The organism is Stenotrophomonas sp. (genome assembly GCF_035634915.1).
In the GTDB taxonomy this organism is placed as follows: Bacteria; Pseudomonadota; Gammaproteobacteria; order Xanthomonadales; family Xanthomonadaceae; genus Stenotrophomonas.
Genome location: NZ_DASQCB010000016.1, coordinates 144,482 through 167,626 on the forward strand (window position 1 = coordinate 144,482; position 23,145 = coordinate 167,626).

Below are 23,145 nucleotides of genomic sequence, written 5' to 3' on the forward strand. Positions count from 1 at the left end.
TGGAAAGCAGTCGAGCAAGCTCGACTCTACAGGGAGGCATCATGCAGTTCAGGACCGGCACCGCCGATGACGTGGCCACGCTGTGGGCCCTGCGCACGCGCTGCGTACGCGAAACCTGCAGCAGCCACTACCCGCCCGAGGTGATCGCGCCGTGGTCGGCGTCACCGCCGCCCGCACAGTACGCGCGCTTGCTCGCGCAGGGCGGCTGCGTGGTGGCCGAGGACGGGCAGGGCGTTCTGCTGGGCTTTGGCGTGTTCGATGCTGAAGGCAACGAGATCGATGCGCTGTTCGTCGATCCGGACAAGGGCGGGCAGGGCATCGGCCAGGCGCTGATGCAGCGTCTGCTGGCAATGGCCGATCCGAGGCGTGATGTCGTGCTGTCGGCCTCGCTCAATGCCGTGCCGTTCTATCAACGGCAGGGCTTCATCGCCGGGGCCGAGGAAGCTTACCCGCACCCCAGTGGCGTCGCCCTGGCCTCGGTGCGCATGCACCGGAACGTGTAGAGTCGAGCCATGCTCGACTCTACAGAAACAGCGCAGTCGAGCATGGCTCGACTCTACAAAACGCGGGTCAGCGCCCGGCCAGCCACGCGATGACCCCCTCGGCCGCGCGCAGTCCGCTCGCATAGCACGCGGTCAGCAGGTAACCGCCAGTCGGTGCTTCCCAGTCCAGCATCTCGCCGGCGCAGAACACACCGGGCAGGGCGCGCACCATCAGGCTGTCATCCAGCGCCTGCAGGCGCACGCCGCCAGCGGTGCTGATCACCTCGTCCATCGGGCGTGGCCGCAGCAGGCGCAGTGGCAGCCGCTTCAGTGTGGCCGCCACCGCAGGCAGGTCGTGGCCTGCATCCTTGCCCAGGTGCTCGAAGACCAGCGCGGCTTTCACTGCATCCAGCCCCGCGTGGCGGCGCAGGTGCTCGCCGAAGCTGCGGCCCTTGCGCGGGCGGGACAGATCGGCCAGCAGGCGCGCTTCATCGCGGCCCGGCACCAGGTCCAGCCACAAGGTGGCGTGGCCATCCCGGTTGATGGTCTCGCGCAGGTCGGCGGCCAATGCGTACACCAGGCTGCCTTCGATGCCGTACGCGCTGGCCACGCATTCGCCCTGCAGCGACTGCGGCTGCCCCTGCAGATCGATCCAGTGCGCGACCACCGGCTTCAACGGTGCGCCGGCATTGCGCTGTGCGAAGAACGGGGTCCAGTCCACGTCGAAGCCGCAGTTGGCGGATTGCAGCGCGGCGATGTCCACGCCGCGCGCCTGCAGCGGTGCGACCCAGGCGCCATCGCTGCCCAGCTGCGGCCAGCTGCCGCCGCCCAGGGCCAGCACGGTGGCATCGGCCTGCACCTCGACCGGGCCGTCTTCGGTGCTGAAGCACAGCGCGCCGGCGTCACTCCAGCCGGTCCAGCGATGGTTGGCATGCAGGCGCACGCCCTGTTCCTTCAGGCGGCGCACCCAGCCACGCAGCAGCGGCGCCGCCTTGCGGTCGACCGGGAACACGCGGCCGGAGCTGCCGACATAGGTCTCCACGCCTAAGCCGGCAGCCCAGTCGCGCAGCGCCTGGGCGTCGAAACCATCCAGCCACTGGCCGACGGCAGCGGCCTGTTCGCGGTAGCGGCTGTCGAACAGCGGGCGCGGGTCGGAATGGGTCAGGTTGAGCCCACCCTTGCCGGCGATCAGGAACTTGCGGCCGGGCGAGCCCTTGGCCTCGTACAGGTCCACATCCAGGCCCGCCGCGCGCAGGCGCTCGGCGGCGAACAGGCCGGCCGGTCCGCCGCCGATGACGGCGACCCGGCGCGGTGCAGCGGCATTACGGTTTGACATCGAGCAGCTCGACATCGAACACCAGCGAGGAACCGGCCGGGATCGGGCCGATGCCGCGGTCGCCATAGCCATAGGCCGGCGGGATCATCAGGGTGCGCGTGCCGCCCACCTTCATGCCGGCTACCCCCTCATCCCAGCCACGGATGACCTGGCCGGCGCCGAGGGTGAAGGTGAAGGGTTCGCCGCGGCCGACCGAACTGTCAAAGGTCTTGCCGTGCTTGCTTTCGGTGCGCTGGTCGTAGATCCAGCCGGTGTAGTGCACGGAGACCTTCTGGCCGGGGACGGCTTCGGCGCCGGTGCCGACCTGGGTGTCGATGCGCTCGAAGGTGGTCAGGGTGCCACCCGGGGGCGGACCGGCCGGTTCGCGGGCACAGCCGGCGGCGACAAGGGACAGCAGCAGGGGGAGCAGCAGGCGGCGCATCGGGTGTCTCCGGGATGGGCAGTGTCGGGGGCGGCAAGGGTAGCGCATCGGTGCCGGGTATCATGGCCGCATGGCCAAACTCCTGCTCAATCTCCGCAACGTCGGTGACGACGAATACGCCGATGTCTGCACGCTGCTGGATCAGCACGGCATCGCCTGGTACCGCACCGAGCCCAGCCCGTGGGGCATTTCCAACGGCGGCCTGTGGCTGAGCGAGGATGCCGACCAGCCGCGGGCGAAGGCGCTGATGGCCGAGTACCAGGCGGCGCGCGGGGTGCGCGTGCGCGCCGAGCGCGAGCAGGCGCTGCGCGACGGGACGGCCGAAACCTTCGGCAGTCTGCTGCGGCGGCGGCCGGTGTTCGTGGTGCTGGTGCTGCTGGGGATGGTGGTAGCCGCGGCACTGGTGCTGCTGCCGTTCGTGCTGTTGCGGGGCTGAGGGGCTTTCCGGCCGGGTTGCACCCGGCACCCACCGAAGCAAGATCAACGGCAACGTCAAAAGCCGGGCTTCAGTGGGAGGGCGGGGCGGTGTGGGCAGGCGGGGGACGGCAAAAGCTGCTTCTGCGTGCCTCTTAGAGCGCCTTGCTCGTGTGCGCTGTCCTGCGCACACGGCAAGACCGGGGTTGGGCGTCCTGCCCAACCCGCCCGGCGCATGCCCCGGGCCCATGGCGCTCTGCGCCCCCGCCTGCCCACACCGCCCCGCCCCTGACAGATTCTGGCGCTGGCGGGCTTGGGGTCGGATCCTTCCGCCGCACGGAGGGCGCTGACCCCTGAATCTGTCTGTGCGGGCGGGAGGCGCTAAAATGGTGGGATGATCGCCAATACCGCCGCCTACCACTTCGCCGTCATCGACGCCCCCCAGCTCCTGTGCGACCAGCTGCTGGCGCGCGCCGAGGCCGCGGAGCTGCGTGGAACCATCCTGGTGGCGGGCGAGGGCCTGAACCTGTTCCTGGCCGGCGCGCCGCAGGCGGTCGAGGACTTCTATGCCGCCCTGCATGCCGATGCGCGTTTTGCCGACATGCGGGTCAAGACCAGCTTCAGCGAGCATCAGCCGTTCGCGCGGCTGAAGGCCAAGGTCAAGGACGAGATCATCAGCTTCCGCCGCGATGACGGCCAGCCGCTGGAGTACCCGCGCGCGCCGGCCGTGGATCCGGCCACCGTGCAGCGCTGGCTGCGCCAGGGCCACGACGATGCCGGCAAGCCGGTGGTGATGCTCGATACGCGCAACCTGCAGGAAGTGGAGTACGGCACGTTCAAAGACGCGCTGGTGCTGCCCATCCACAAGTTCACCGACCTGCCCGAGGCCCTGGCGCCGCACCGCGAAGCGCTGAAGGACAGCACCGTGGTCAGCTTCTGTACCGGCGGCATCCGCTGCGAGAAGGCGGCGCTGTGGATGGTCAATGACGGCATGGACAATGTCCTGCAGCTCGACGGCGGCATCCTTGGTTACTTCGAGGAAGTGGGCGGCGAGGGCTACGAAGGCCGCTGTTTCGTGTTCGATGAACGCGTAGCGCTGGATGCGGCGCTGCAGCCGATGGTCGATGAACCGCTGGCTGCGCCGCGCCCCAGCGCGTTCTGACCGCGCGACTCTGTAGCGCCGAGCCCTTGCTCGGCTGCCGTTGAGCGGTGAAAAACAGCCGAGCATGGGTTCGGCTCTACAAGGCCCGGCAGGCCCAGAGCCCGCCCCGCAGGAATCAGCATCCCGCCACCGTCACTGGCCGTGGCCCGTCCCGACCCCATGAAAGGGGACATCCTGTGACGGAAATACGCCTGATGATCCCGTTGTCGATCCTCGACCTGGCCCCTGTCTGCGAGGGCAGTGATACCACCGCCGCCTTCGCCAACATGCTGGAACTGGCCCAGCACGCCGATGCGCTGGGCTACCGCCGCTACTGGCTGGCCGAACACCACAACATGCCCGGCATCGCCAGCGCGGCCACTGCCGTGCTGATCGGCCACGTGGCCGGCGGCACCCAGCGCATCCGCGTTGGCTCCGGCGGCATCATGCTGCCCAACCATGCGCCGTTGCAGGTGGCCGAGCAGTTCGGCACGCTGGCATCGCTGTACCCCGACCGCATCGACCTTGGCCTGGGCCGCGCGCCCGGCACTGACCAGCCCACCGCGCGCGCGCTGCGCCGCTACTTCGACAGCGCCGACCAGTTCCCGCAGGACGTGCGCGAGCTGCTGCATTACTTCGAACCGGTGCAGCCCGGCCAAGCCGTGCAGGCCGTACCCGGTGGCGGCCTGCGGGTGCCGACCTGGATCCTCGGCTCGAGCCTGTTCGGCGCGCGCATGGCCGCCTCGATGGGCCTGCCGTATGCGTTTGCCTCGCACTTCGCGCCCGATGCGCTGGACGAAGCGCTGGCGGTCTACCGCCGCGAGTTCCGCCCCTCGGCCACGCTCAAGCAACCGCACGCGATGCTGGCGCTGAATGTCGTCGCCAGTGACAGCGAAGCCGAATCGCGCCGGTTGTTCACCAGCCAGCAGCAGAGCTTCGTCAACCTGCGCCGCGGCCGCCCGGGCCGCATTCCGGCGCCGATCGACGATATCGAGACCTTCTGGGAGCCGCACGAGAAGCTGGGGGTGGAGCGCGCGCTGGCCTGCACCGTGCTGGGCGATCCGCAGCAGGTAGCCGAGGGCATCGCCGCCTTCGTTGATCGCCACAAGCCCGACGAACTGATGCTGACCGCCAACCTGTACGACCACCGCGCGCGCCTGCGCTCGTTCGAGCTGGCGATGCAGGCCTGGCACGCCCGCCACGCGGGCTGAACATCGGCGTCACGGTGCATTGCAGCCGCGCCGGGTCTGATGGGGGCTCCTGCAACCGGAGCCCCCACCATGGCCGATTCCCGCGCCGAACACATTGCCCAGCTGGCCGAACTGATCAAGGACGTGGAGGTGGCGATGTTCACCACCGTCGGCGTTGACGGCCGCCTCTACAGCCGCCCGCTGGGTACCCAGCAGGTCGCCTTTGATGGCGACCTCTGGTTCGCCACCGCCGCTGACAGCCCGAAGGTGGCCGAGATCGCGCTGAACCCGCGGGTCAACGTGGCCTATGCCTCTGCATCGAAGAACACCTATGTGTCCGTGGCCGGGCGTGCGCGCATCGTCGATGACCGCGCCAAGATCGAGGAGCTGTGGTCGCCGCCGATGAAGCTGTTTTTCCCCGGTGGCAAGGATGACCCCAACCTGCGGCTGATCCATGTGCGTGCCGATTCGGCCGAGTACTGGGATGGCCCGGGCACGCTGCTGGGCAAGGCGCTGACCTTCGTGCTGTCGGCGGTGCAGGATGAGCCGGCGCGGCTGGGCGACAACGGGTTCATCGACCTGCGCTGACGGCTTCATCCACGCATGGCGTGGATCTACTGCCCATGCCAGGGCGTTCGAATCGATGCCCTGCACGCGGACGGTGTAATCATGCAAGCCGATCCAGTAGATCCACGCCACGCGTGGATGGTAGCGCCGGGCCATGCCCGGCGAACGCAGCGACCAGCACTCAGAACCAGCGCTGGAACAGCTCCACCGTGTAGCCCACCAGCTGCCCGGAACTGAAGCCGAAGAAGGCAATGGCCGCCATGCCGGCAATCCAGTTGAACAGCATCAGCGCGCCATCCCGCTCCAGCAGCGCCAGTGCGAACAGCAGCAGCTGGAAGCCGAACAGGAAGTTGGTGAACGGGATCGGCAGCGACAGCAGCACACCCAGCAGCACCAGCAGCAGGCCAGTGAAGGCGTGCGCCGGCAGTGGTGCCAGCAGCTGCTGCATGCGAGGCGAGAGCATGCGGTCCAGGCGCCGCAACGGACGGTCGATGCGGTCCAGAAAGCGGTGCATGGTGCTGCGCCTGGGCCCGCGGCTGGCGATGAAGCCGGGCAGCCAGGGCTTGCGCCGGCAGCACAGCATCTGCAACCCGATCAGCACCACCAGTGGCCCGCTGACCGCGCCGCCCATGCCCGGAATCGGTATGAAGGCGGGCAGGATGGCCACGAACAGGAAGACGCCGAAGGCGCTCTGCTGCAGGTCCTTCAGGATCTGCCCGAGCGGCATGTGCTCGGCCGGGTCGCCCGAAGCGAACATCGCCAGCAGGGTGCGGATGCCCTCGTTGCGGTAGACCGGGCCCTGCTCGCCCGATCCGTCGTGCGCTGCCTGGTTCGGATCAGGCGGTGAGCTCATCGGCCTGCTCGTCGGACAGGGTGCGCAGCAGCAGCTTGTCCACGCGCGCGCCGTCCAGATCGACCACCTCGAAGCGCCAGCCGGCCCAGTCGAAGTATTCGCCCGCATGCGGGATGCGGCCGAAGTAATGGATGCACATGCCGGCCAGCGTGTAGTAGTCGCCGTCCTCGGCGTCGGGCAGCTCGTTGCTGCCGATCAGTTCGCGCAGGTCCTCGATCGGCAGCGAGCCGTCCACCAGCAGCGAGCCGTCTTCGCGGGTCACCACCAGCGCGTCTTCGTCGGCGTTTTCCACCGCCTGCAGGCGGCCCACCACGGCGCCCATCAGGTCGCTGATGGTCACCAGGCCCTGGATCTCGCCGTACTCGTCCACCACCAGTGCCATCGACTGCTGTTCCTCGCGGAAAATCTCCAGCAGCTTCATCGCATGGGTGGATTCGGAAACGTACAGCGGCTCGCGCAGGGTCTGGAACAGCGCGTTGTCACCGCGCGCCATGCGCGTGGCCAGCGATTTCAGTTCCAGGATGCCGACCACGTCCATGTCGTTGTCGCGCAGCACCGGGTACCGCGAGAACTCGTGCTCGGCCATGATTTCCAGGTTGCGCTCCAGCCCGGCCTGGGTGTCCAGCCAGGCAATGCGGTTGCGCGGGGTCATCAGGCTGTCGGCGGTGCGGTCGCCCAGGCGCATGACGCGGTTCATCATGTCGCGCTCGTGGGTGTCGATCACGCCGGCTTCGTGGCTCTCGGCCACCAGCATGCGGATCTCCTCTTCGGTCACCTGGGCGGCCTCGTCCTTGCCCAGGCCCAGCAGGCGCAGCACCAGGCGGGTCGAATGGGACAGCAGCCAGACCGCCGGGAAGGCGATGCGGGCCAGCCAGCCCATCGGCAGGGCGACCATGCCGGCGATGTCTTCCGAACGGGTGATGGCCAGGCGCTTGGGCACCAGCTCACCGAAGATCAGGGTCAGGAAGGTGATCAGCGCGACGGCCAGGGTCTTGCCGATCAGGTTGGCCAGCGTCTGCGGCTCGCCGAACAGGGTGATGGTGTCGGCCAGCGAGGGGAACATCACCTGCAGGTGGTGGGCGATGCTGCTGCCGATCGCTTCGCCGCCGTAGACGCCGGTCAGGATGCCACCCAGGGTGATGCCGATCTGGACGGTGGACAGGAAGTTCTCGGGCTTCTCGGACAGTTCCAGCGCCTTGGCCGCGCGCTTGGAGGTGCTGGCCATCTGCTTCAGGCGGCTCTTGCGCGAGGTCATGACCGACATCTCGGACATGGCGAAGAAGCCGTTGAAGACGATCAGGGCCAGGACAATCAGGATCTCAAACACGGGCGTCGTCCCCGGTTGGTGGCAGGGAGGGCGGGTGCTTGCGGTGGCGGCAGGCGCTCAGGAACGGGGTCCGGCGCGGCGCACGGGGGTAAGGGTCGTCGTCCATAAGGTGCGCCCGGGGGCGCGCTGGCATCTTAGCAAAGGGCCGTGGTGGGGTGGCAACTGCCTGTTCAGGTTGGGGGTCGTGCAGCCCCCGAAGCGGGCGGGGATACCCGAGATGGTCATCTAGCCGTCATAATTCATTCTGGTGCCGTCCTTCCCGCGACGGCTGACAGGTTTCTCAATGTTCTCTCTGCAGACCATTTTCGGTTCCGGCAAACAGTTCTACACCCTGCTTGATGAGGCCGCCGTCGCGGCGTCCGACGCCGCCAAGGCGCTGCATTCGATGCTGCGCGAGGCCGACCGCCAGCCCGCCCTGGATGCCTTCAAGCTGGCTCGCCTGCGCGAGCGCGCCGCCTCTGACAAGATCAGCCAGGCGCTGGTGGACAGCTTCATGACCCCGATCGAGCGCGAGGACATCGAAGCGCTGGGTTCGGCGCTGTACAAGATTCCGAAGCAGATCGAGAAGTTCGCCGATCGCTATTCGCTGGCCACGACCCACCTGGAGCACATCGACTTCGCGCCGCGCGCGGCGATGCTCGAGCAGGCCGCCACCGTGGTGGTGGAAATGGTGGCCGACCTGCGCCACATGAACCTGGACCGGATGACCGCGCTCAACGAGAAGCTGCGTTCGCTGGAAAACGAGGCCGACCGCCTGATGCTCGAGCTGTACCGCGACATCTACTCCGGTCGCCTGGACAACCTGCAGATGTTCCTGCTGAAGGAATTCTTCGAGATCCTGGAAAAGGCCATCGACCGTTGCCGCGAGGCCGGCGTGGTGGCGTACCAGATCGTGTTGAAGAACAGCTGACGGACGCCGCCGCATGTTGACCCTTGTCCTGGTGGTGATCCTGGCCGCGCTCGTCTTCGAGTTCATCAACGGCTTCCACGACACTGCCAATTCCATTGCCACCGTAGTGGCGACCAAGGTGCTCTCGCCCGGCTGGGCGGTGATGCTGGCCGCAGGCATGAACCTGATCGGCGCGCTGACCGGCACTGCGGTCGCGCTCACCATCGCTTCGGGCCTGCTCAACACCAACGTGGTGGACGTCACCCCGCAGGTCATCCTGTGCGCGCTGCTGGGCGGCATCATCTGGAACCTGATTACCTGGTGGAAGGGCCTGCCGTCCTCCTCCTCGCACGCGCTGATCGGCGGCCTGTGCGGTGCCGGCCTGGCGGCCGCCCACAACAACTGGGACGCGCTGATCTGGTCCGAGCGGCTGGGCAGCTGGGCGCAGAACAAGGGCCTGCTGTGGAAGGTGTTCGTGCCGATGATCACCTCGCCGATCGCCGGCTTCCTGCTCGGCATCGTGGTGATGGTCCTGCTGTGGGCGATGATTGCCGGTCTGGCGAAGATCGGTGGTGCCATCGGCCGCCTGGCCCGCCCGCGCATCGTCAACGCCTTCTTCGGCAAGGCGCAGATCGCCTCGGCGGCCTACATGGGCTTCGCCCACGGCCACAACGATGCGCAGAAGACCATGGGCATCATCGCCATGACGCTGATCGGTGCCGAAGCCACCGGTGCACTGAACGACCTGCCGTCGTGGCTGGCCTTCATGCACCCGGACGCGCATGCCGGTGACGGCATCGCGATGTGGATCGTGCTGACCTGCGCGGTGGTGATGGCTGCCGGTACCGCCTCGGGTGGCTGGAAGATCATCAAGACCCTGGGCCACAAGATGGTCAAGCTGCACCCGATCCACGGCTTCGCCGCGGAAACCAGCTCGGCCACCATCCTGACCCTGGCCGCCCACTTCGGCATGCCGGTCTCGACCACCCACAGCATCTCCACTGCCATCATGGGCGTGGGCTTCGCCAAGAACCCGCGTTCGCTGAAGTTCGGCGTGATCGAGCGCATCGTCTGGGCCTGGATCCTGACCATCCCCGCGGCCGGTGGCTGTGCGTACCTGATCCTGAAGCTGTTCGAGCTGTTCGGCTGGACCTGATCGCCAGCGACCCCGGTAGACGAAAAAGCCCGCCGGATTCCGGCGGGCTTTTTCATGGGCGAAACAATTCTTCTGCACCCATCGTGTCGACCAAGGTCGACACCTACCCGAGCAGAATCAGGGTCAGATTCCGTGCCGACCAACGGTCGGCACCCACCAAAAGCAGCAGGTTCCAACAGCCGCGGGAAACTGTCGAAGGCGGGGTGGGTCCGGTTGCGGGGGTGTGAGCGGCATGGATGCCGCGACCAAGCCCCCATGGACGGGTTTACGGCGTCCCCCGCAACCGGACCCACCCCGCCAACCCACGGAACCCCGGCTTCTGCAGTTGCAGTTGCCGTTGCAGTGGCCGTTGATCCAGCGGGTGCCGGGCCGCAGGCCCGGCGACCACCACCCATCAGTTGCGCTGGAACAGCGCCTTCACGTCATTCCGGAACGCCGCCTGGCTGTCCACCCGGCTGTAGAACATGTGCCCGCCCGGATAGCTGCGCACCTGCACCCGGTCCCGGTTGCTGCCCATCGCCGGCATCTGGTCCACCGTCAGGATCGACCCCATGAACGGGCACGACAGATCGTTCCAGCCGTGCACGATCAGCACCTGCAGGTGAGGGTCGATCGCCACCGCCTGGCGCAGCTGGGTCACCGCGCCCTGGCGCAGCTCGCCACCACGGTCCCACAGCCGGTTCACGTCGTAGTTCAGCGCCTGGTAGCGCGCATCGACCTTCCAGCCCACTACGCGCGTCACGAAGTCGACCATCGCCGTGGTCGTCGGCGCGATGATGCTGTCCAGCAGCGGATCATTGGCGCGCTGTTCCGGATCGTTCGGGAACGGATCGAATGCGGTCACGTTAGAATCGTAGCGGCTGCCCAGCGTGCCCTTGTCGCGGAACACTTCACGCAGGTAGGCCTGGGTTTCCAGGCGGCCACCGGCGCGGCGCACGAACTGCGGGTCCAGCCCGGTCAGCTCGGTTACCCGGCGCAGCATCGCCTCGGTCGCCTGCGGATCGCTGCGGCCCTTCATCAGTGCGGTGGCGTAGTCACCACGGGTGTATTCGACCACCTCGCGCATCGCCGCATCGGTCAGCTTGCCCTGGCGTTCCAGGTGCGCCGCCGCGATCGACGGCAGCGTCTGCATCCACGCCATCGGCGAGACGTCGGCGTTGTCTTCCAGGGTGGGGCTCAGGTACGGCGAGACCAGCACCAGGCCGTTCATCGCCACGCCCAGGCGCGTCTGCAGGTAGTGGGTGATGCGCGGGCCGCGATAGCCGCCGTAGCTTTCGCCGGTCAGGTACTTGCGCGCACCCATGCGCTGGTTGCGCAGCAGCCAGTCGTAGATCGAGCGTGACAGGTACTCGATGTCGGCACTGGGGTTGTACAGCTGTTTCTTGGCCTCGTCATCGCCGATGCGCGCGCGGCTGAAACCGGTGCCGACCGGGTCGATGAACACCAGGTCGGTGAAGTCCAGCCAGGTGCCGGGATTGTCGTGCAGGGTGGCCGGTGCCGAGGCGCTGTCGCCTTCCGAACCGAAGGTGACCACCTTGGGGCCGATCGCACCCATGTTGAGGTAGACCGACGATGCACCCGGGCCACCGTTGAGGGCGAAGGTCACCGGCCGGTCCTTGCCGGGCATGGTGTAGGCGGTGAACACCACATCGGCGATCACTTTGCCCTTGTCATCGCGCACCGGCAGGGTGCCGACGGTGGCGGTGTAGTCGAGGGTGCGGCCGGCCAGGCGGATGCTCTGGCGGGCCGAGGCGTCGGCCGGCAACGCGGGCGCTTCGGTCGGGTCGCCCTTGGAGTCGGACTTGGATTCGGCGGCCGACGCAGTGACGACGCCGGCGGGGGTAACGAGCAGGCCGACGCAGAGCGCGGCGATGTGCAGCAGGGACTTCATGGCACCAGGACGGTAGCGGAAGAGGGTCCTGATGCTAGGCCGCTGCCGCGCGTGCCGGATGTGTCCAAAGGCATGGCCGCGGCGGATGGCCGGTTGCAGCCAGATTCGGTCAAGCGGGCAGGGCGCTGCGTGCGGTGTCGTCGGCCAGCAGGCCGTACACCGCCGAATCGGACGGCTCCCCCTGGATGCGCCAGCGTTGGCGCAGCACGCCTTCCAGATGGAAGCCGAGGCGATCGAGCACGTGCGCGGAAGGGCGGTTGCGCGGGTCGATCTCCGCTTCCACCCGGTGCAGGCCGAGGATCTCGAACAGATACGTAACCACCTGCTGCAGCGCTTCGTGCATGTAGCCCTGGCCCTGCTTGTCCGGGGCCAGCAGGTAGCCGATCTCGGCGCGGGCCGCGTCGCGGTCCAGGGCGAACACTACGCAGATGCCCAGCAGCGGGCCGTCCAGCGATTCGCGCACGGCCAGCTTGAGCTGGGTGCCGGTGGTGTGCGCGGCGAGGTCGTCGTCGATCTGCGCGCGGGCCTCGGTCGGCCGCGTCCACGCCGGATGGTTCCAGAAGCGCATCACGTCCGGGTCGGACTGCAGGGCGAACAGGGCGGCCGCATCATCGCGGCGGATCGGGCTCAGGACCAGGCGCGCGCTGTGCAGCGGCAATCCCGGGAACAGCAGCGAGTGGCTGGCCAATACGAGGGTCCAGGCGGAGACGCACGCATTATCGCGCCACCGGGTTTGCAGAGGGTGGCGCAATGCCGGTAGAGCCGAGCCGATGCTCGGCTCTACAGAAGGGCTGCGAGGATCAGGCTTCCAGCGAAGCCAGGTCGCCCTTGCTCTCCAGCCAGCCCTTGCGATCGGACGCACGCTTCTTGGCCAGCAGCATGTCCATCAGCGTACGGGTCTGTTCGCCGTCGTCCACCGTCAGCTGCACCAGGCGGCGCGTATCGGGGTGGATGGTCGATTCACGCAGCTGCGGCGGATTCATCTCGCCCAGGCCCTTGAAGCGGGTGACATTGACCGCGCCCTTGATCTTCTCGCGTTCGATCTTGTCCAGGATCGAGCGCTTTTCTTCTTCGTCCAGGGCGTAGAACACCTGCTTGCCCACGTCGATGCGGAACAGCGGCGGCATCGCCACGAACACATGGCCGGCATCGACCAGCGCCGGGAAGTGCTTGAGGAACAGCGCGGTCAGCAGGGTGGCGATGTGCAGGCCGTCCGAGTCCGCGTCGGCAAGGATGACGATCTTGCCGTAACGCAGGCCGGCGATGTCTTCCTTGCCCGGGTCGCAGCCGATGGCCACGGCCAGGTTGTGCACTTCTTCCGAGGCCAGCACGCTGTTGGAGGACACTTCCCAGGTGTTGAGGATCTTGCCGCGCAGCGGCAGGATCGCCTGGAAATCCTTGTCGCGCGCCTGCTTGGCACTGCCGCCTGCCGAGTCACCTTCCACCAGGAACAGTTCGGTGCGCGACAGGTCCTGGCTGATGCAGTCGGCCAGCTTGCCGGGCAGGGCCGGGCCCTGGGTGACCTTCTTGCGGACGACCAGCTTCTCGGTCTTCAGGCGTGCACTGGCGCGCTCGATGGCGATCTGCGCGATCTTCTCGCCCAGCTCCACGTTCTGGTTGAGCAGCAGGCTGAAGGCATCGTGGGCGGCGCCTTCGACGAAACCGGCGGCCTGGCGCGAGGACAGGCGTTCCTTGGTCTGGCCGCTGAACTGCGGGTCGGTCATCTTCAGCGACAGCACGAACGACACCCGGTCCCACACGTCTTCCGGGGCCAGCTTGACGCCGCGCGGCAGCAGGTTGCGGAAGTCGCAGAACTCGCGCAGCGCTTCGGTCAGGCCGGTACGCAGGCCGTTGGCGTGGGTGCCGTGCTGGGCGGTGGGAATCAGGTTGACGTAGCTTTCCTGCACCAGCTCGCCTTCCGGCAGCCAGGCCACGGCCCAGTCAACGATCTCCGTGTCCTTCTTCAGGTTGCCGACGAACAGATCGGCCGGCAGCGACTCGCGGTCGCCCAGCTCCATCTTCAGGTAATCGCGCAGGCCGTCTTCGTAGTACCAGGTGTCGACTTCGCCGGTGGCTTCGTCGGTCAGCTTCACGGTCAGGCCCGGGCACAGCACGGCCTTGGCTCGCAGCAGGTGCTTGAGCGCGCGCACGGCGAACTTGGGCGTATCGAAGTACTTCGGATCCGGCCAGAAGCGCAGGCGGGTGCCGGTGTTCTTCTTGCCGACCGTGCCGACCACTTCCAGCGGCGAGGCGCGGTCGCCATCGCGGAAGGTGATGCGGTGTTCGGCACCGTCGCGCTTGATGTGGATCTCGACCAGGGTGGACAGCGCGTTGACCACGCTGACGCCCACGCCGTGCAGGCCGCCGGAGAAGGTGTAGTTGTTGTTGTTGAACTTGCCGCCCGCATGCAGGCGGGTCAGGATCAGCTCGACGCCCGGGATCTTCTCTTCCGGATGGATGTCCACCGGCATGCCGCGACCGTCATCGCTGACTTCCACGCTGCCGTCCTTGTACAGGGTGATCTCGATCGAGCGGGCGTGGCCGGCGAGGGCCTCGTCCACCGAGTTGTCGATCACTTCCTGCGCCAGGTGGTTCGGGCGCGCGGTGTCGGTGTACATGCCAGGACGGCGCTTGACCGGGTCAAGGCCGGACAGGACTTCAATATCGGCGGCGTTATAGCGTGCGTTCATCTATCTTCAAAGCGCGGAGCGACGCGCAAGTGTGCGGCGTGGACGGGAATTTTGCACGCCTGCGGTTCAGCCTCGGCGCCGGGGAGGGGGTAAAATGACAATCGCTGGAATCTGAACGCCGGCGCCCCCATGTCCAAGCCATACGCGAGGAGGACTCCATGAAGAAGTTGCTGACCATTGCGATCCTGGCCGCTGTCGCCGTTGCGGTGCCGCTGGTGATGGCGCAGAACGCAGGCCCGTCGGCCCCGCAGCAGGGCGACCAGGCGGACAAGGCGGCGCAGTCCGAGGCGGATGCCAAGGCCAAGCGCCGTGCGCAGGCCAATGCCGAAATGAAGGCCAAGGGCCAGCCGGTCCCGCAGCAGGAAGAAGAGGAAGAGGCGCGGAAGAAGAAGTAAGGCTTCCGCCGCCAAGGCTGCTGCCGCAAGGCTCTGGCCCCTGAACGCCCCGCAGTGCGGGGCGTTTTCTTTAGGTGGTGACGCCATCTCCCCCTTGGGTTGGCGGCCATCTATCTGTAAACTATGGCTTTCCGGGAGTAGTGCGTGTCCACCATTTGCGAATGGGCTGGACCGGCCATGCGTGGCCTCCAGCAATGCGGGTCGCAGGTGACGGTCGAATTGACCGGCACGGCCGCCCCGACCTCGCACGATGGTCCCCGTCCGGCGCCTGCCGCCGACCGGTCCCGCGCCTCCCTCGCTGCCCCAGCGAACCGGAAAACCCCCTTTCTGCTCCACGCCCGCCCCTCGGGCAGGCGTGGCGCTGCCGTTTTCCATTTCCAGACAGGATGCTTGCAGCCATGACTCCCTTGATTTTCGTAACCGGCGGCGTGGTGTCCTCGCTCGGCAAAGGTATTGCCGCTGCGTCACTGGCCGCCATTCTCGAAGCGCGTGGCCTGAAGGTCACGATGATGAAGCTCGACCCGTACATCAACGTCGATCCGGGCACCATGAGCCCGTTCCAGCACGGTGAGGTCTACGTCACCGACGACGGCGCCGAGACCGACCTCGACCTGGGCCACTACGAGCGTTTCGTGCGTACCCGCCTGAGCCGCAAGAACTCGGTCACCACCGGCCGCATCTACGAGAACGTCATCCGCAAGGAGCGTCGCGGCGACTACCTGGGTGCGACCGTGCAGGTCATCCCGCACATCACCGATGAAATCCGCCGCTGCATCGACGAAGCCACCGAAGGCTACGACGTGGCCCTGGTCGAGATCGGCGGCACCGTCGGCGACATCGAGTCGCTGCCGTTCCTGGAAGCGATCCGCCAGGTGCGCACCGAGCGCGGCCCGGAGAAGGCGCTGTTCATGCACCTCACCCTGGTGCCGTACATCGGCGCCGCCGGTGAGCTGAAGACCAAGCCGACCCAGCACTCGGTGAAGGAACTGCGTTCGATCGGCATCCAGCCGGACGTGCTGCTGTGCCGTTCCGAGCAGGCCGTGCCGGATTCGGAGCGCCGCAAGATCGCCCAGTTCACCAACGTTTCCGAGCGCGCCGTCATCAGCGTGCCGGACGTGGACGTGCTGTACCGCATTCCGTCGGGCCTGCACGCGCAGGGCCTGGACGAGATCGTGGTCAACCAGCTGAAGCTGGCCGACAAGGCCGGCCCGGTCGACCTGTCGATGTGGGAGGACGCGGTCGACGCGACCCTGCACCCGCTGGATGAAGTGACCATCGCCGTGGTCGGCAAGTACGTCGACCACCAGGACGCCTACAAGTCGGTCGGCGAAGCCCTCAAGCACGGCGGCCTGCGCCAGCGCACCAAGGTCAACCTGAAGTGGCTGGAAGCGCAGGACCTGGAAGGCACCGACATGGCCGCGCTGGCCGACGTCGACGGCATCCTGGTGCCGGGCGGCTTCGGTGACCGTGGTTTCGAAGGCAAGGTGCTGACCTCGCAGTTCGCCCGCCAGAACAGCGTGCCGTACTTCGGCATCTGCTACGGCATGCAGGCGGCCGTGGTCGACTACGCGCGCCACGTGCTGGGCCTGGAAAACGCCAACAGCACCGAGAACGACCGCCAGTCGCCGGACCCGGTGATCGGCCTGATCACCGAGTGGCGCACCGCCACCGGCGATGTCGAGAAGCGCGATGACAAGAGCGACCTCGGCGGCACCATGCGCCTGGGCCTGCAGGAGCAGCGCCTGAAGCCGGGCACGCTGGCCCGCGAGCTGTACGGCAAGGACGTGGTGTCCGAGCGCCACCGCCACCGCTACGAGTTCAACAACCGCTACCGCACCCAGCTGGAAGATGCCGGCCTGGTGATCTCGGGCAAGTCGATGGACGACACCCTGGTGGAAGTGGTCGAGCTGCCGCGTGATGCGCACCCGTGGTTCCTGGCCTGCCAGGCGCATCCGGAGTTCCTGTCCACGCCGCGCGATGGCCACCCGCTGTTCATCGGTTTCATCCGTGCCGCGCGCGAGCGCAAGGCCGGCGGCGCGCTGCTGGCGCAAGCCCGCGCCTGACTTGTGAAGGGGGGCTTCGGCCCCCATCCTGCATGCTTCAACCCCAGCACGCCGGTCCTGCCGGCGTAGCGGACAACAAGGAAACGCCATGAAACTGTGTGGATTCGAGGTTGGGCTGGACCAGCCCCTGTTCCTGATCGCCGGCCCCTGCGTGATCGAGTCGATGCAGCTGCAGCTCGATACCGCCGGCAAGCTGAAGGAGATCACCGATCGCCTCGGCGTCAACTTCATCTTCAAGTCGAGCTTCGACAAGGCCAACCGTACCTCGGGCACCGCCTTCCGCGGCCCGGGCATGGAAGAGGGCCTGAAGGTGCTGGCCGAAGTGAAGAAGCAGATCGGCGTGCCGGTGCTGACCGACGTGCACGAATACACCCCGATGGACGAAGTGGCCTCGGTGGTGGACGTGCTGCAGACCCCGGCGTTCTTGGTCCGCCAGACCGATTTCATCCGCAAGGTGTGTGCGGCCGGCAAGCCGGTCAACATCAAGAAGGGCCAGTTCCTGGCGCCGTGGGACATGAAGCCGGTCGTGGAGAAGGCCAAGTCCACCGGTAACGAGCAGATCATGGTCTGCGAGCGTGGTGCCAGCTTCGGCTACAACAACCTGGTCAGCGACATGCGTTCGCTGGCAGTGATGCGCGACACCGGTTGCCCGGTGGTGTTCGATGCCACCCATTCGGTGCAGCTGCCGGGCGGGCAGGGCACCAGCTCCGGCGGCCAGCGCGAACACGTGCCGGTGCTGGCACGTGCGGCGGTGGCCGTGGGCATCTCCGGCCTGTTCGCCGAGACCCACCCGGATCCGTCCAAGGCACTGTCCGATGGCCCCAACGCGTGGCCGCTGGACCAGATGGAAGCCCTGCTCGAGACCCTGATGGAGCTCGACGCGGTGACCAAGAAGCACGGTTTCTCGCGCTTCGCGTGAGTTTTGACCCGTGGGCGGCGCTGGAAGCCCAGCGTCGCCGGCGGCATTGGCGCAGCTGGCCGTGGGGCTGGGTGGCGCTGCTGTTTGGCCTGCTCGCCTGGGGTGCGTTCGGCTATGCGGTGCTGCTCGCCGCCGCCGGTACGCGCATGCCGGGCGATGGTGCGGCCCCGCACTGGCAGGTCACGATGCTCAAGGTTTCCTTCTGCGCGGCCGTCGTGATGTATGCGGCCGGTACCGCAAGCACCGTGCTGGGCTGGCGGCTGCACCGCGCGCGCGTCGCCGCTGCGCTGGCTGCGGTGCTGCTGGTCGTGCCTTCGCTGCTGCTGGTCTGGGCCATCCTGGCCCAGCTGTAATCGTTCGCCGGCGCGCACTGCGCCCATTCATGCGGTACCCATTCAGATGACAAGCCCGACCACTTCCGCGCGCGTGCTGCGCCGACCCTGGCCCTGGGGCGTCTGCGCGCTGGGTCTTGCCGTGCTCGCCTGGGCCGCCCTGGGTGCCGGGCTCATGGTCTTCCTGTCTGCGATCGGCATGCCGGGTGATGGCAGCCATGCGCTCGCCTCCAGGCAGTGGCTGCTGATGCTGGCGATGGCCGTGCTGGTGCTGTCCGCACTCGGCAGTGGCGTGGCCTCGGTACTGGCCTGGCGCAGGCAGCGTGGGCGCGGCATGGCTGCGGTGGCGGCGTTGCTGCTGGCGCTGCTCGGCCTGCTGATCGCGGTGCCGCTGCGGGTGCAGGGCGCCGATCCGGTGGTGGCCGACGGCACCATTTGGCAAGCGGCGGGCAGCCGGGGATAATCACGCGGCATTTCACATTTGTCGCATTCCCTCCTCCAGACAGGTAACCGGTCCGCTCATGAGTACGATCCGCAGCATCCACGCCCGTGAAATCCTCGACAGCCGTGGCAACCCCACGCTGGAAGCCGAAGTCATCCTGGAGGACGGTTCGTTCGGTCGCGCCGCGGTTCCCTCCGGCGCCTCGACCGGCACCAAGGAAGCGGTCGAGCTGCGTGACGGCGACAAGACCCGTTACCTGGGCAAGGGCGTGCGCAAGGCCGTCGAGAACGTCAACGGCGCCATCGCCAATGCACTGAAGGGCTTCGAAGCCGTCGACCAGGCCGGCCTGGACCGTCGCCTGATCGATCTGGACGGCACCGAGAACAAGGGCCGCCTGGGCGCCAACGCGCTGCTGGCCGTGTCGATGGCCGCCGCACATGCCGCCGCCGCTTCCAGCAAGCAGGCCCTGTGGCAGTACCTGGCCGCCAAGACCGGTGCGACCCCGTCGCTGCCGGTGCCGATGATGAACATCATCAACGGCGGCGCCCACGCCGACAACAACGTTGACTTCCAGGAATTCATGGTGCTGCCGGTGGGCTTCACCTCGTTCTCCGAAGCCCTGCGCGCCGGCACCGAAATCTTCCATTCGCTGAAGTCCGTGCTGAAGAGCCACGGCCTGAGCACCGCCGTGGGCGACGAAGGCGGCTTCGCGCCGGACTTCCGCAGCAACGTCGAAGCGCTGGACACCATCCTGGAAGCGATCGGCAAGGCTGGCTACACCGCCGGTGAAGACGTGCTGCTGGGCCTGGACGTGGCCTCCAGCGAGTTCTTCGAGAACGGCAAGTACAACCTGGTGGGCGAAAACAAGCGCCTGACCTCCGAGCAGTTCGTCGACTTCCTGGCCGACTGGGCCGCGCAGTACCCGATCATCACGATCGAAGACGGCCTGGCCGAGAACGACTGGGCCGGCTGGAAGCTGCTGACCGACCGCGTCGGCAAGAAGGTGCAGCTGGTGGGCGACGATCTGTTCGTCACCAACCCGAAGATCTTCCAGGAAGGCATCGATTCGGGCACCGCCAACGCGATCCTGATCAAGGTCAACCAGATCGGCACCCTGAGCGAAACCCTGGAAGCGATCGCCATGGCCGACCGCGCCGGCTACGCCGCCGTGGTCTCGCACCGTTCGGGCGAAACCGAAGACACCACCATCGCTGACATCTCGGTGGCCACCACCGCCACCCAGATCAAGACCGGCTCGCTGTGCCGCAGCGATCGCGTGGCCAAGTACAACCAGCTGCTGCGCATCGAGGAAGCCCTCGGCGCCAGCGCGCGTTACGCCGGTCGTGACGCGTTCGTGTCGCTGAAGCGCTGAGCCCATGCGCGACTGGCGCTGGCTGCTGTTGCTGCTGGCCCTGCTGCTGGCATGGCTGCAGTACCGTTTCTGGTTCGGCCCGGGCAATTCGGGTGAAGTGATGATGCTCGAAGCCCAGGTCGCCAACCAGGAGCGGGACAATGAAGGTCTGCAGCAGCGCAACGACGCGCTGGCTGCTGAAGTGAAGGACCTCAAGGAAGGCCAGGCCGCCATCGAAGAACGCGCGCGCAGCGAGCTGGGCATGATCAAGCCCGGCGAGAAGTTCTACCGCGTGGTGGAGGATGCGCCGGTCCGTCCGGCGCAGGCTGCACCGGTCGCGGCGCAGGTCGGCGACCACCCGGCGGACGTGCCGTGAGCGCGGCCATCTGGGCGGTCGTCCCGGCTGCCGGGCGTGGCACCCGTTTCGGCGCGCCGTTGCCCAAGCAGTACCTGCAGGCGGGCGGGCAGATCCTGCTTGCCCACACCCTGGATGCGCTGCTGGCGCACCCGGCGGTGGCCGGGGCGATGGTGGTCATCGGCGAGGACGATGCGGATTGGCCGGGGTGGACCGGGTGGTCCGGCAAGCCGGTGCTGACCTGCGTGGGTGGTGCGACCCGCGCCGCCTCGGTGCTGGCCGGCCTGCAGGCGCTGCCGGACAGCGTGCGCGCCGATGAGTTCGTGCTGGTGCACGATGCTGCGCGGCCCAACCTGTCGCTGGCTGATCTGGGGCGCCTGCTGGAAGTGGGGCGTGCCGACCCGGTCGGCGCGATCCTTGCCGCGCCCGTGCGCGACACCCTTAAGCGTGCCGGTGACGATGGTGGCATCGATGGCACCGAGCCGCGCGAGCGCCTGTGGCGCGCGCTGACCCCGCAGCTGTTCCGTCGCCACCAGCTGATCCGCGCGCTGGCCGCTGCGGCCGCCAGTGGTGTCGACGTCACCGACGATGCCATGGCCATGGAGCGCCAGGGCCAGCGTCCGCTGCTGGTGGAAGGCAGCGAGGACAATTTCAAGGTCACCACGCCGGCCGACCTCGACCGTTTCGAATTCGTACTTTCCCGCCGCGCCGGCTGATCGCCCGCGCGGCCCTGCTGCAAGGGTTGCATCCATGAGCACCGCTCCGTTCCCGCCCGTCCGTATCGGCCAGGGCTACGACGTCCATGCCTTCGGTGAAGGCGACCACATCATGCTCGGCGGCATCCGCGTGGCGCACAGCTGCGGCGTGCTGGCCCACAGCGATGGCGACGTCATCCTGCACGCGTTGTGCGATGCCATGCTCGGCGCCATCGCGCTGGGTGACATCGGCCAGCACTTCCCACCCAGTGACGACCGCTGGAAGGGCGCCGACAGCAGTGATTTCGTCCGCCACTGCGACAGCCTGCTGCGCGAGCGCGGCTGGCGCGTCGGCAACACCGACATCACCGTCATCTGCGAGCGGCCCAAGGTCGGCCCGCATGCGCTGGCCATGCGCGAACGCATCGGCGGCCTGCTGCAGCTGCCGCTGGACGCGGTCAGCGTCAAGGCCACCACCTCCGAGAAGCTCGGCTTCACCGGCCGTGGCGAGGGCATCGCCGCGCAGGCCGTGGTCCTGCTGGTGGCGGCATGATTCCGTTGCCGCTGGCCTTTGGCGCGCCGCTGCTGAGCGCGCGCATCCGCACCACGCCGGAGGATTTTCAGGTCGACGAACTGCCGGCCTTCGAAGCCACCGGTGAAGGCGAGCACCTGCTGCTGCACATCCGCAAACGCGGTGCCAATACGGTGCACGTGGCCAAGGTGCTGGCGAAGTGGGCCGGCCTGCCGGAAATGGGCGTCAGCTACGCCGGCATGAAGGATCGCAATGCGGTCACTACCCAGCGTTTCAGCGTGCACCTGCCCAAGCGCATCGCCCCGGATCTGGCTGCGCTGGCCAGTGACGAGATGGAAGTGCTTGAGGCTACCTGGCACAACCGCAAGCTGCAGCGCGGCGCGCTGGCCGGCAACCGCTTCAAGCTGGTGCTGCGCGACGTGCAGGGCGATGCCGCGGCCATCGATGAGCGCCTGCAGCAGATCGCCACGCGCGGCCTGCCGAACTGGTTCGGTGAACAGCGCTTCGGGCGCGACGGCGGCAACGTGCCGGCGGCGCTGGCGATGTTTGGTGGCCGCCGCATGCGCCAGGACCAGCGTTCGCTGCTGCTGTCGGCTGCGCGCTCGGCGCTGTTCAACCGCGTGCTGGCCGCGCGGGTGGAGCAGGGCAGCTGGGACCAGCCGCTGGAGGGCGAGGTGTGGATGCTTGATGGCAGCCGCAGCGTGTTCGGCCCCGAGCCGTACACCGATGTGCTGGCCGAGCGCCTGGCCCGCTTCGACATCCACCCCAGCGCGCCGCTGTGGGGCGAGGGCGAGCTGCGCAGTACCGACGCTGCCCGCGCGCTGGAACTGGCCGCGCTGGACGATGAGGAATCCCAGGCGCTGCGTACCGGCCTGGAGGGCGCGCGCCTGAAGCAGGAGCGCCGCGCGCTGCGCCTGCGTCCGGCTCTGCTGCAGCACCAGTGGCTGGCCGCGGACGTACTGGAGCTGTCGTTCGCCCTGCCGCCGGGCTGCTACGCCACGGCCGTGCTGCACGAACTCGGCCCGGTCGAAGACGCCTCTCAGGCCTGATCGCCCCACGGGGTCGGGGTATCCACGCATGGTGTGGATCTACTGCGTGATCGCATGGATCCCCGCGGTGGGTCGTAGATCCACGCCATGCGTGGATGAGGCGATCAGCGCCGTGCCAGCAGCACCAGCACTGCGCCGGTGCCGCCCTGGCCGGTCGGTGCCGAGTGGAACGCGAGCACGTCGTTGCGCAGCCGCAGCAGGCGATCCACCAGGTTCTTCAACACCGGCGCGCCGCCATCGGACTGCAGGCCCTTGCCGTGGATAATGCGCACGCAGCCGTACTCGTGCGCGTGTGCTTCCAGCAGGAACTGGCGCAGCAACGTTTCGGCCTGCGCGGCCGTGGCGCCGTGCAGGTCCAGTTCGTCCTGTACCGAATACTGGCCGCGCTTCAGACGCTGGAACATCCGCGGCGGCAGGTTGTCGCGGCGGTAGCTGGCGGTGTCGCCGGCTTCCAGCGGGCTGCTGTCGCGCAGCAGGCGGGCGAACTCGCCCGCGGCCTCGGCTTCATCGCGTTCGGCCATGCGCGCGCGCGGCTTCGGCTTCGGCGCGGACGGTGCCGGCTCGACCTCTTTGCGCAGCGGCTTTACTTCGCCGATGGCCGCACGGAACAGGGCGGCCGGATCTTCATCTTCAGGGTGCGACATGCGCACAGGGT

Annotated in this window: 25 protein-coding genes; 17 read left to right on the top strand and 8 right to left on the bottom strand. The window is 67.7% G+C overall.

Translation table 11 applies throughout. The features are described from left to right. The first annotated feature begins 41 nt into the window (after positions 1-41). A complete protein-coding gene (locus VER16_RS12735) occupies positions 42-503 on the top strand; it encodes a GNAT family N-acetyltransferase (protein ID WP_324808673.1) in 462 nt (153 codons plus the stop codon). A 67-nt stretch (positions 504-570) separates the two neighbouring features. Here the strand turns inward: VER16_RS12735 and VER16_RS12740 are convergent, their stop codons facing one another. After that, the gene (locus tag VER16_RS12740; RefSeq protein ID WP_324808675.1) at positions 571-1,818 is read right to left on the bottom strand and encodes a TIGR03862 family flavoprotein; all 1,248 of its coding nucleotides are present in this window, start codon (positions 1,816-1,818) and stop codon (positions 571-573) included. Further along, positions 1,805-2,239, bottom strand: a complete 435-nt coding sequence (locus VER16_RS12745) for an FKBP-type peptidyl-prolyl cis-trans isomerase (RefSeq protein WP_324808677.1) — start codon at positions 2,237-2,239, stop codon at positions 1,805-1,807. Before VER16_RS12745 ends, VER16_RS12740 begins: the two co-directional genes overlap by 14 nt. 70 nt (positions 2,240-2,309) lie before the next feature. Between VER16_RS12745 and VER16_RS12750 the strand changes: the two genes are divergently transcribed. The 4 genes from VER16_RS12750 to VER16_RS12765 all read left to right on the top strand — a co-directional run bounded on the left by VER16_RS12750 (position 2,310) and on the right by VER16_RS12765 (position 5,572). Next, positions 2,310-2,675: a DUF6164 family protein gene (locus VER16_RS12750; protein WP_324808679.1), complete on the top strand. Its 366-nt coding sequence runs from the start codon at positions 2,310-2,312 to the stop codon at positions 2,673-2,675. 372 nt (positions 2,676-3,047) lie between these two features. Continuing rightward, positions 3,048-3,815, top strand: coding sequence for a sulfurtransferase (locus VER16_RS12755; protein ID WP_324808681.1), 768 nt, complete (start codon positions 3,048-3,050; stop codon positions 3,813-3,815). A 194-nt stretch (positions 3,816-4,009) separates the two neighbouring features. Continuing rightward, a complete protein-coding gene (locus tag VER16_RS12760; protein WP_324808683.1) occupies positions 4,010-5,005 on the top strand; it encodes an LLM class flavin-dependent oxidoreductase in 996 nt (331 codons plus the stop codon). A gap of 69 nt (positions 5,006-5,074) precedes the next feature. Continuing rightward, on the top strand, positions 5,075-5,572 hold the full coding sequence (locus VER16_RS12765; RefSeq protein ID WP_324808685.1) for a pyridoxamine 5'-phosphate oxidase family protein: 498 nt from the start codon (positions 5,075-5,077) through the stop codon (positions 5,570-5,572). A gap of 160 nt (positions 5,573-5,732) precedes the next feature. Here the strand turns inward: VER16_RS12765 and VER16_RS12770 are convergent, their stop codons facing one another. Together VER16_RS12770 and VER16_RS12775 are read right to left on the bottom strand one after the other, a co-directional pair. Further along, positions 5,733-6,404 (bottom strand): exopolysaccharide biosynthesis protein, encoded by a 672-nt coding sequence (locus tag VER16_RS12770; RefSeq protein WP_324808688.1) that lies wholly within the window; start codon positions 6,402-6,404, stop codon positions 5,733-5,735. After that, positions 6,388-7,731: a hemolysin family protein gene (locus VER16_RS12775; RefSeq protein WP_324808690.1), complete on the bottom strand. Its 1,344-nt coding sequence runs from the start codon at positions 7,729-7,731 to the stop codon at positions 6,388-6,390. The genes VER16_RS12770 and VER16_RS12775 overlap by 17 nt, the downstream gene beginning before the upstream one ends. 283 nt (positions 7,732-8,014) lie before the next feature. On the opposite strand from VER16_RS12775, the gene VER16_RS12780 reads away from it, so the two are divergent. Next, on the top strand, positions 8,015-8,641 hold the full coding sequence (locus VER16_RS12780; protein ID WP_324808692.1) for a DUF47 domain-containing protein: 627 nt from the start codon (positions 8,015-8,017) through the stop codon (positions 8,639-8,641). Positions 8,642-8,654: 13 nt separating this feature from the next. Then, complete coding sequence (locus VER16_RS12785) at positions 8,655-9,776, top strand: inorganic phosphate transporter (RefSeq protein WP_324808694.1); 1,122 nt, start codon at positions 8,655-8,657, stop codon at positions 9,774-9,776. Positions 9,777-10,170: 394 nt separating this feature from the next. Here the strand turns inward: VER16_RS12785 and VER16_RS12790 are convergent, their stop codons facing one another. From VER16_RS12790 to parE, 3 genes are all read right to left on the bottom strand, one after another. Continuing rightward, positions 10,171-11,667 carry a S10 family peptidase gene (locus tag VER16_RS12790; protein ID WP_324808696.1) on the bottom strand — a complete coding sequence of 499 codons (1,497 nt, stop codon included), beginning with the start codon at positions 11,665-11,667 and terminating at the stop codon, positions 10,171-10,173. Positions 11,668-11,776: 109 nt separating this feature from the next. Next, the gene (locus VER16_RS12795; protein ID WP_324808698.1) at positions 11,777-12,355 is read right to left on the bottom strand and encodes a GNAT family protein; all 579 of its coding nucleotides are present in this window, start codon (positions 12,353-12,355) and stop codon (positions 11,777-11,779) included. A 112-nt stretch (positions 12,356-12,467) separates the two neighbouring features. Next, the gene (gene parE, locus VER16_RS12800; RefSeq protein WP_324808700.1) at positions 12,468-14,357 is read right to left on the bottom strand and encodes a DNA topoisomerase IV subunit B; all 1,890 of its coding nucleotides are present in this window, start codon (positions 14,355-14,357) and stop codon (positions 12,468-12,470) included. 158 nt (positions 14,358-14,515) lie between these two features. On the opposite strand from parE, the gene VER16_RS12805 reads away from it, so the two are divergent. The 10 genes from VER16_RS12805 (at position 14,516) to truD (ending at position 22,490) form a co-directional block, all read left to right on the top strand. Further along, complete coding sequence (locus VER16_RS12805) at positions 14,516-14,752, top strand: hypothetical protein (RefSeq protein ID WP_324808702.1); 237 nt, start codon at positions 14,516-14,518, stop codon at positions 14,750-14,752. Between the two features lie 398 nt (positions 14,753-15,150). Beyond that, the gene (locus VER16_RS12810; RefSeq protein WP_324808704.1) at positions 15,151-16,815 is read left to right on the top strand and encodes a CTP synthase; all 1,665 of its coding nucleotides are present in this window, start codon (positions 15,151-15,153) and stop codon (positions 16,813-16,815) included. 88 nt (positions 16,816-16,903) lie between these two features. Next, complete coding sequence (gene kdsA / locus VER16_RS12815; RefSeq protein ID WP_079221430.1) at positions 16,904-17,734, top strand: 3-deoxy-8-phosphooctulonate synthase; 831 nt, start codon at positions 16,904-16,906, stop codon at positions 17,732-17,734. Beyond that, entirely contained in the window at positions 17,731-18,087 is a 357-nt protein-coding gene (locus VER16_RS12820; RefSeq protein WP_324808706.1) for a hypothetical protein, read from the top strand. The genes kdsA and VER16_RS12820 overlap by 4 nt, the downstream gene beginning before the upstream one ends. Before the next feature lie 46 nt (positions 18,088-18,133). Continuing rightward, positions 18,134-18,529, top strand: a complete 396-nt coding sequence (locus tag VER16_RS12825; RefSeq protein WP_324808709.1) for a hypothetical protein — start codon at positions 18,134-18,136, stop codon at positions 18,527-18,529. A 58-nt stretch (positions 18,530-18,587) separates the two neighbouring features. Next, a complete protein-coding gene (eno, locus tag VER16_RS12830) occupies positions 18,588-19,880 on the top strand; it encodes a phosphopyruvate hydratase (RefSeq protein WP_324808711.1) in 1,293 nt (430 codons plus the stop codon). 4 nt (positions 19,881-19,884) lie between these two features. Further along, positions 19,885-20,235, top strand: coding sequence for a cell division protein FtsB (gene ftsB / locus VER16_RS12835; protein ID WP_079221434.1), 351 nt, complete (start codon positions 19,885-19,887; stop codon positions 20,233-20,235). Continuing rightward, positions 20,232-20,930 (top strand): 2-C-methyl-D-erythritol 4-phosphate cytidylyltransferase, encoded by a 699-nt coding sequence (gene ispD, locus VER16_RS12840; RefSeq protein ID WP_324808714.1) that lies wholly within the window; start codon positions 20,232-20,234, stop codon positions 20,928-20,930. Before ftsB ends, ispD begins: the two co-directional genes overlap by 4 nt. Positions 20,931-20,964: 34 nt before the next feature. Further along, positions 20,965-21,462, top strand: coding sequence for a 2-C-methyl-D-erythritol 2,4-cyclodiphosphate synthase (gene ispF, locus VER16_RS12845; protein ID WP_079221436.1), 498 nt, complete (start codon positions 20,965-20,967; stop codon positions 21,460-21,462). Beyond that, positions 21,459-22,490: a tRNA pseudouridine(13) synthase TruD gene (gene truD / locus VER16_RS12850; protein ID WP_324808716.1), complete on the top strand. Its 1,032-nt coding sequence runs from the start codon at positions 21,459-21,461 to the stop codon at positions 22,488-22,490. Before ispF ends, truD begins: the two co-directional genes overlap by 4 nt. A gap of 104 nt (positions 22,491-22,594) precedes the next feature. Here the strand turns inward: truD and VER16_RS12855 are convergent, their stop codons facing one another. After that, positions 22,595-23,134, bottom strand: coding sequence for a Smr/MutS family protein (locus tag VER16_RS12855; protein WP_324808719.1), 540 nt, complete (start codon positions 23,132-23,134; stop codon positions 22,595-22,597). Between the last annotated feature and the right edge of the window lie 11 nt (positions 23,135-23,145).

What these genes read in the sequence shown, in the direction of transcription:
- VER16_RS12735 (WP_324808673.1), top strand. Translation starts at nt 42, where the DNA reads ATGCAGTTCAGGACCGGCACCGCCGATGACGTGGCCACGCTGTGGGCC.
- VER16_RS12740 (WP_324808675.1), bottom strand. Translation starts at nt 1,818, where the DNA reads ATGTCAAACCGTAATGCCGCTGCACCGCGCCGGGTCGCCGTCATCGGC.
- VER16_RS12745 (WP_324808677.1), bottom strand. Translation starts at nt 2,239, where the DNA reads ATGCGCCGCCTGCTGCTCCCCCTGCTGCTGTCCCTTGTCGCCGCCGGC.
- VER16_RS12750 (WP_324808679.1), top strand. Translation starts at nt 2,310, where the DNA reads ATGGCCAAACTCCTGCTCAATCTCCGCAACGTCGGTGACGACGAATAC.
- VER16_RS12755 (WP_324808681.1), top strand. Translation starts at nt 3,048, where the DNA reads ATGATCGCCAATACCGCCGCCTACCACTTCGCCGTCATCGACGCCCCC.
- VER16_RS12760 (WP_324808683.1), top strand. Translation starts at nt 4,010, where the DNA reads ATGATCCCGTTGTCGATCCTCGACCTGGCCCCTGTCTGCGAGGGCAGT.
- VER16_RS12765 (WP_324808685.1), top strand. Translation starts at nt 5,075, where the DNA reads ATGGCCGATTCCCGCGCCGAACACATTGCCCAGCTGGCCGAACTGATC.
- VER16_RS12770 (WP_324808688.1), bottom strand. Translation starts at nt 6,404, where the DNA reads ATGAGCTCACCGCCTGATCCGAACCAGGCAGCGCACGACGGATCGGGC.
- VER16_RS12780 (WP_324808692.1), top strand. Translation starts at nt 8,015, where the DNA reads ATGTTCTCTCTGCAGACCATTTTCGGTTCCGGCAAACAGTTCTACACC.
- VER16_RS12785 (WP_324808694.1), top strand. Translation starts at nt 8,655, where the DNA reads ATGTTGACCCTTGTCCTGGTGGTGATCCTGGCCGCGCTCGTCTTCGAG.
- VER16_RS12790 (WP_324808696.1), bottom strand. Translation starts at nt 11,667, where the DNA reads ATGAAGTCCCTGCTGCACATCGCCGCGCTCTGCGTCGGCCTGCTCGTT.
- parE (WP_324808700.1), bottom strand. Translation starts at nt 14,357, where the DNA reads ATGAACGCACGCTATAACGCCGCCGATATTGAAGTCCTGTCCGGCCTT.
- VER16_RS12805 (WP_324808702.1), top strand. Translation starts at nt 14,516, where the DNA reads ATGAAGAAGTTGCTGACCATTGCGATCCTGGCCGCTGTCGCCGTTGCG.
- VER16_RS12810 (WP_324808704.1), top strand. Translation starts at nt 15,151, where the DNA reads ATGACTCCCTTGATTTTCGTAACCGGCGGCGTGGTGTCCTCGCTCGGC.
- kdsA (WP_079221430.1), top strand. Translation starts at nt 16,904, where the DNA reads ATGAAACTGTGTGGATTCGAGGTTGGGCTGGACCAGCCCCTGTTCCTG.
- VER16_RS12825 (WP_324808709.1), top strand. Translation starts at nt 18,134, where the DNA reads ATGACAAGCCCGACCACTTCCGCGCGCGTGCTGCGCCGACCCTGGCCC.
- eno (WP_324808711.1), top strand. Translation starts at nt 18,588, where the DNA reads ATGAGTACGATCCGCAGCATCCACGCCCGTGAAATCCTCGACAGCCGT.
- ftsB (WP_079221434.1), top strand. Translation starts at nt 19,885, where the DNA reads ATGCGCGACTGGCGCTGGCTGCTGTTGCTGCTGGCCCTGCTGCTGGCA.
- ispF (WP_079221436.1), top strand. Translation starts at nt 20,965, where the DNA reads ATGAGCACCGCTCCGTTCCCGCCCGTCCGTATCGGCCAGGGCTACGAC.
- truD (WP_324808716.1), top strand. Translation starts at nt 21,459, where the DNA reads ATGATTCCGTTGCCGCTGGCCTTTGGCGCGCCGCTGCTGAGCGCGCGC.
- VER16_RS12855 (WP_324808719.1), bottom strand. Translation starts at nt 23,134, where the DNA reads ATGTCGCACCCTGAAGATGAAGATCCGGCCGCCCTGTTCCGTGCGGCC.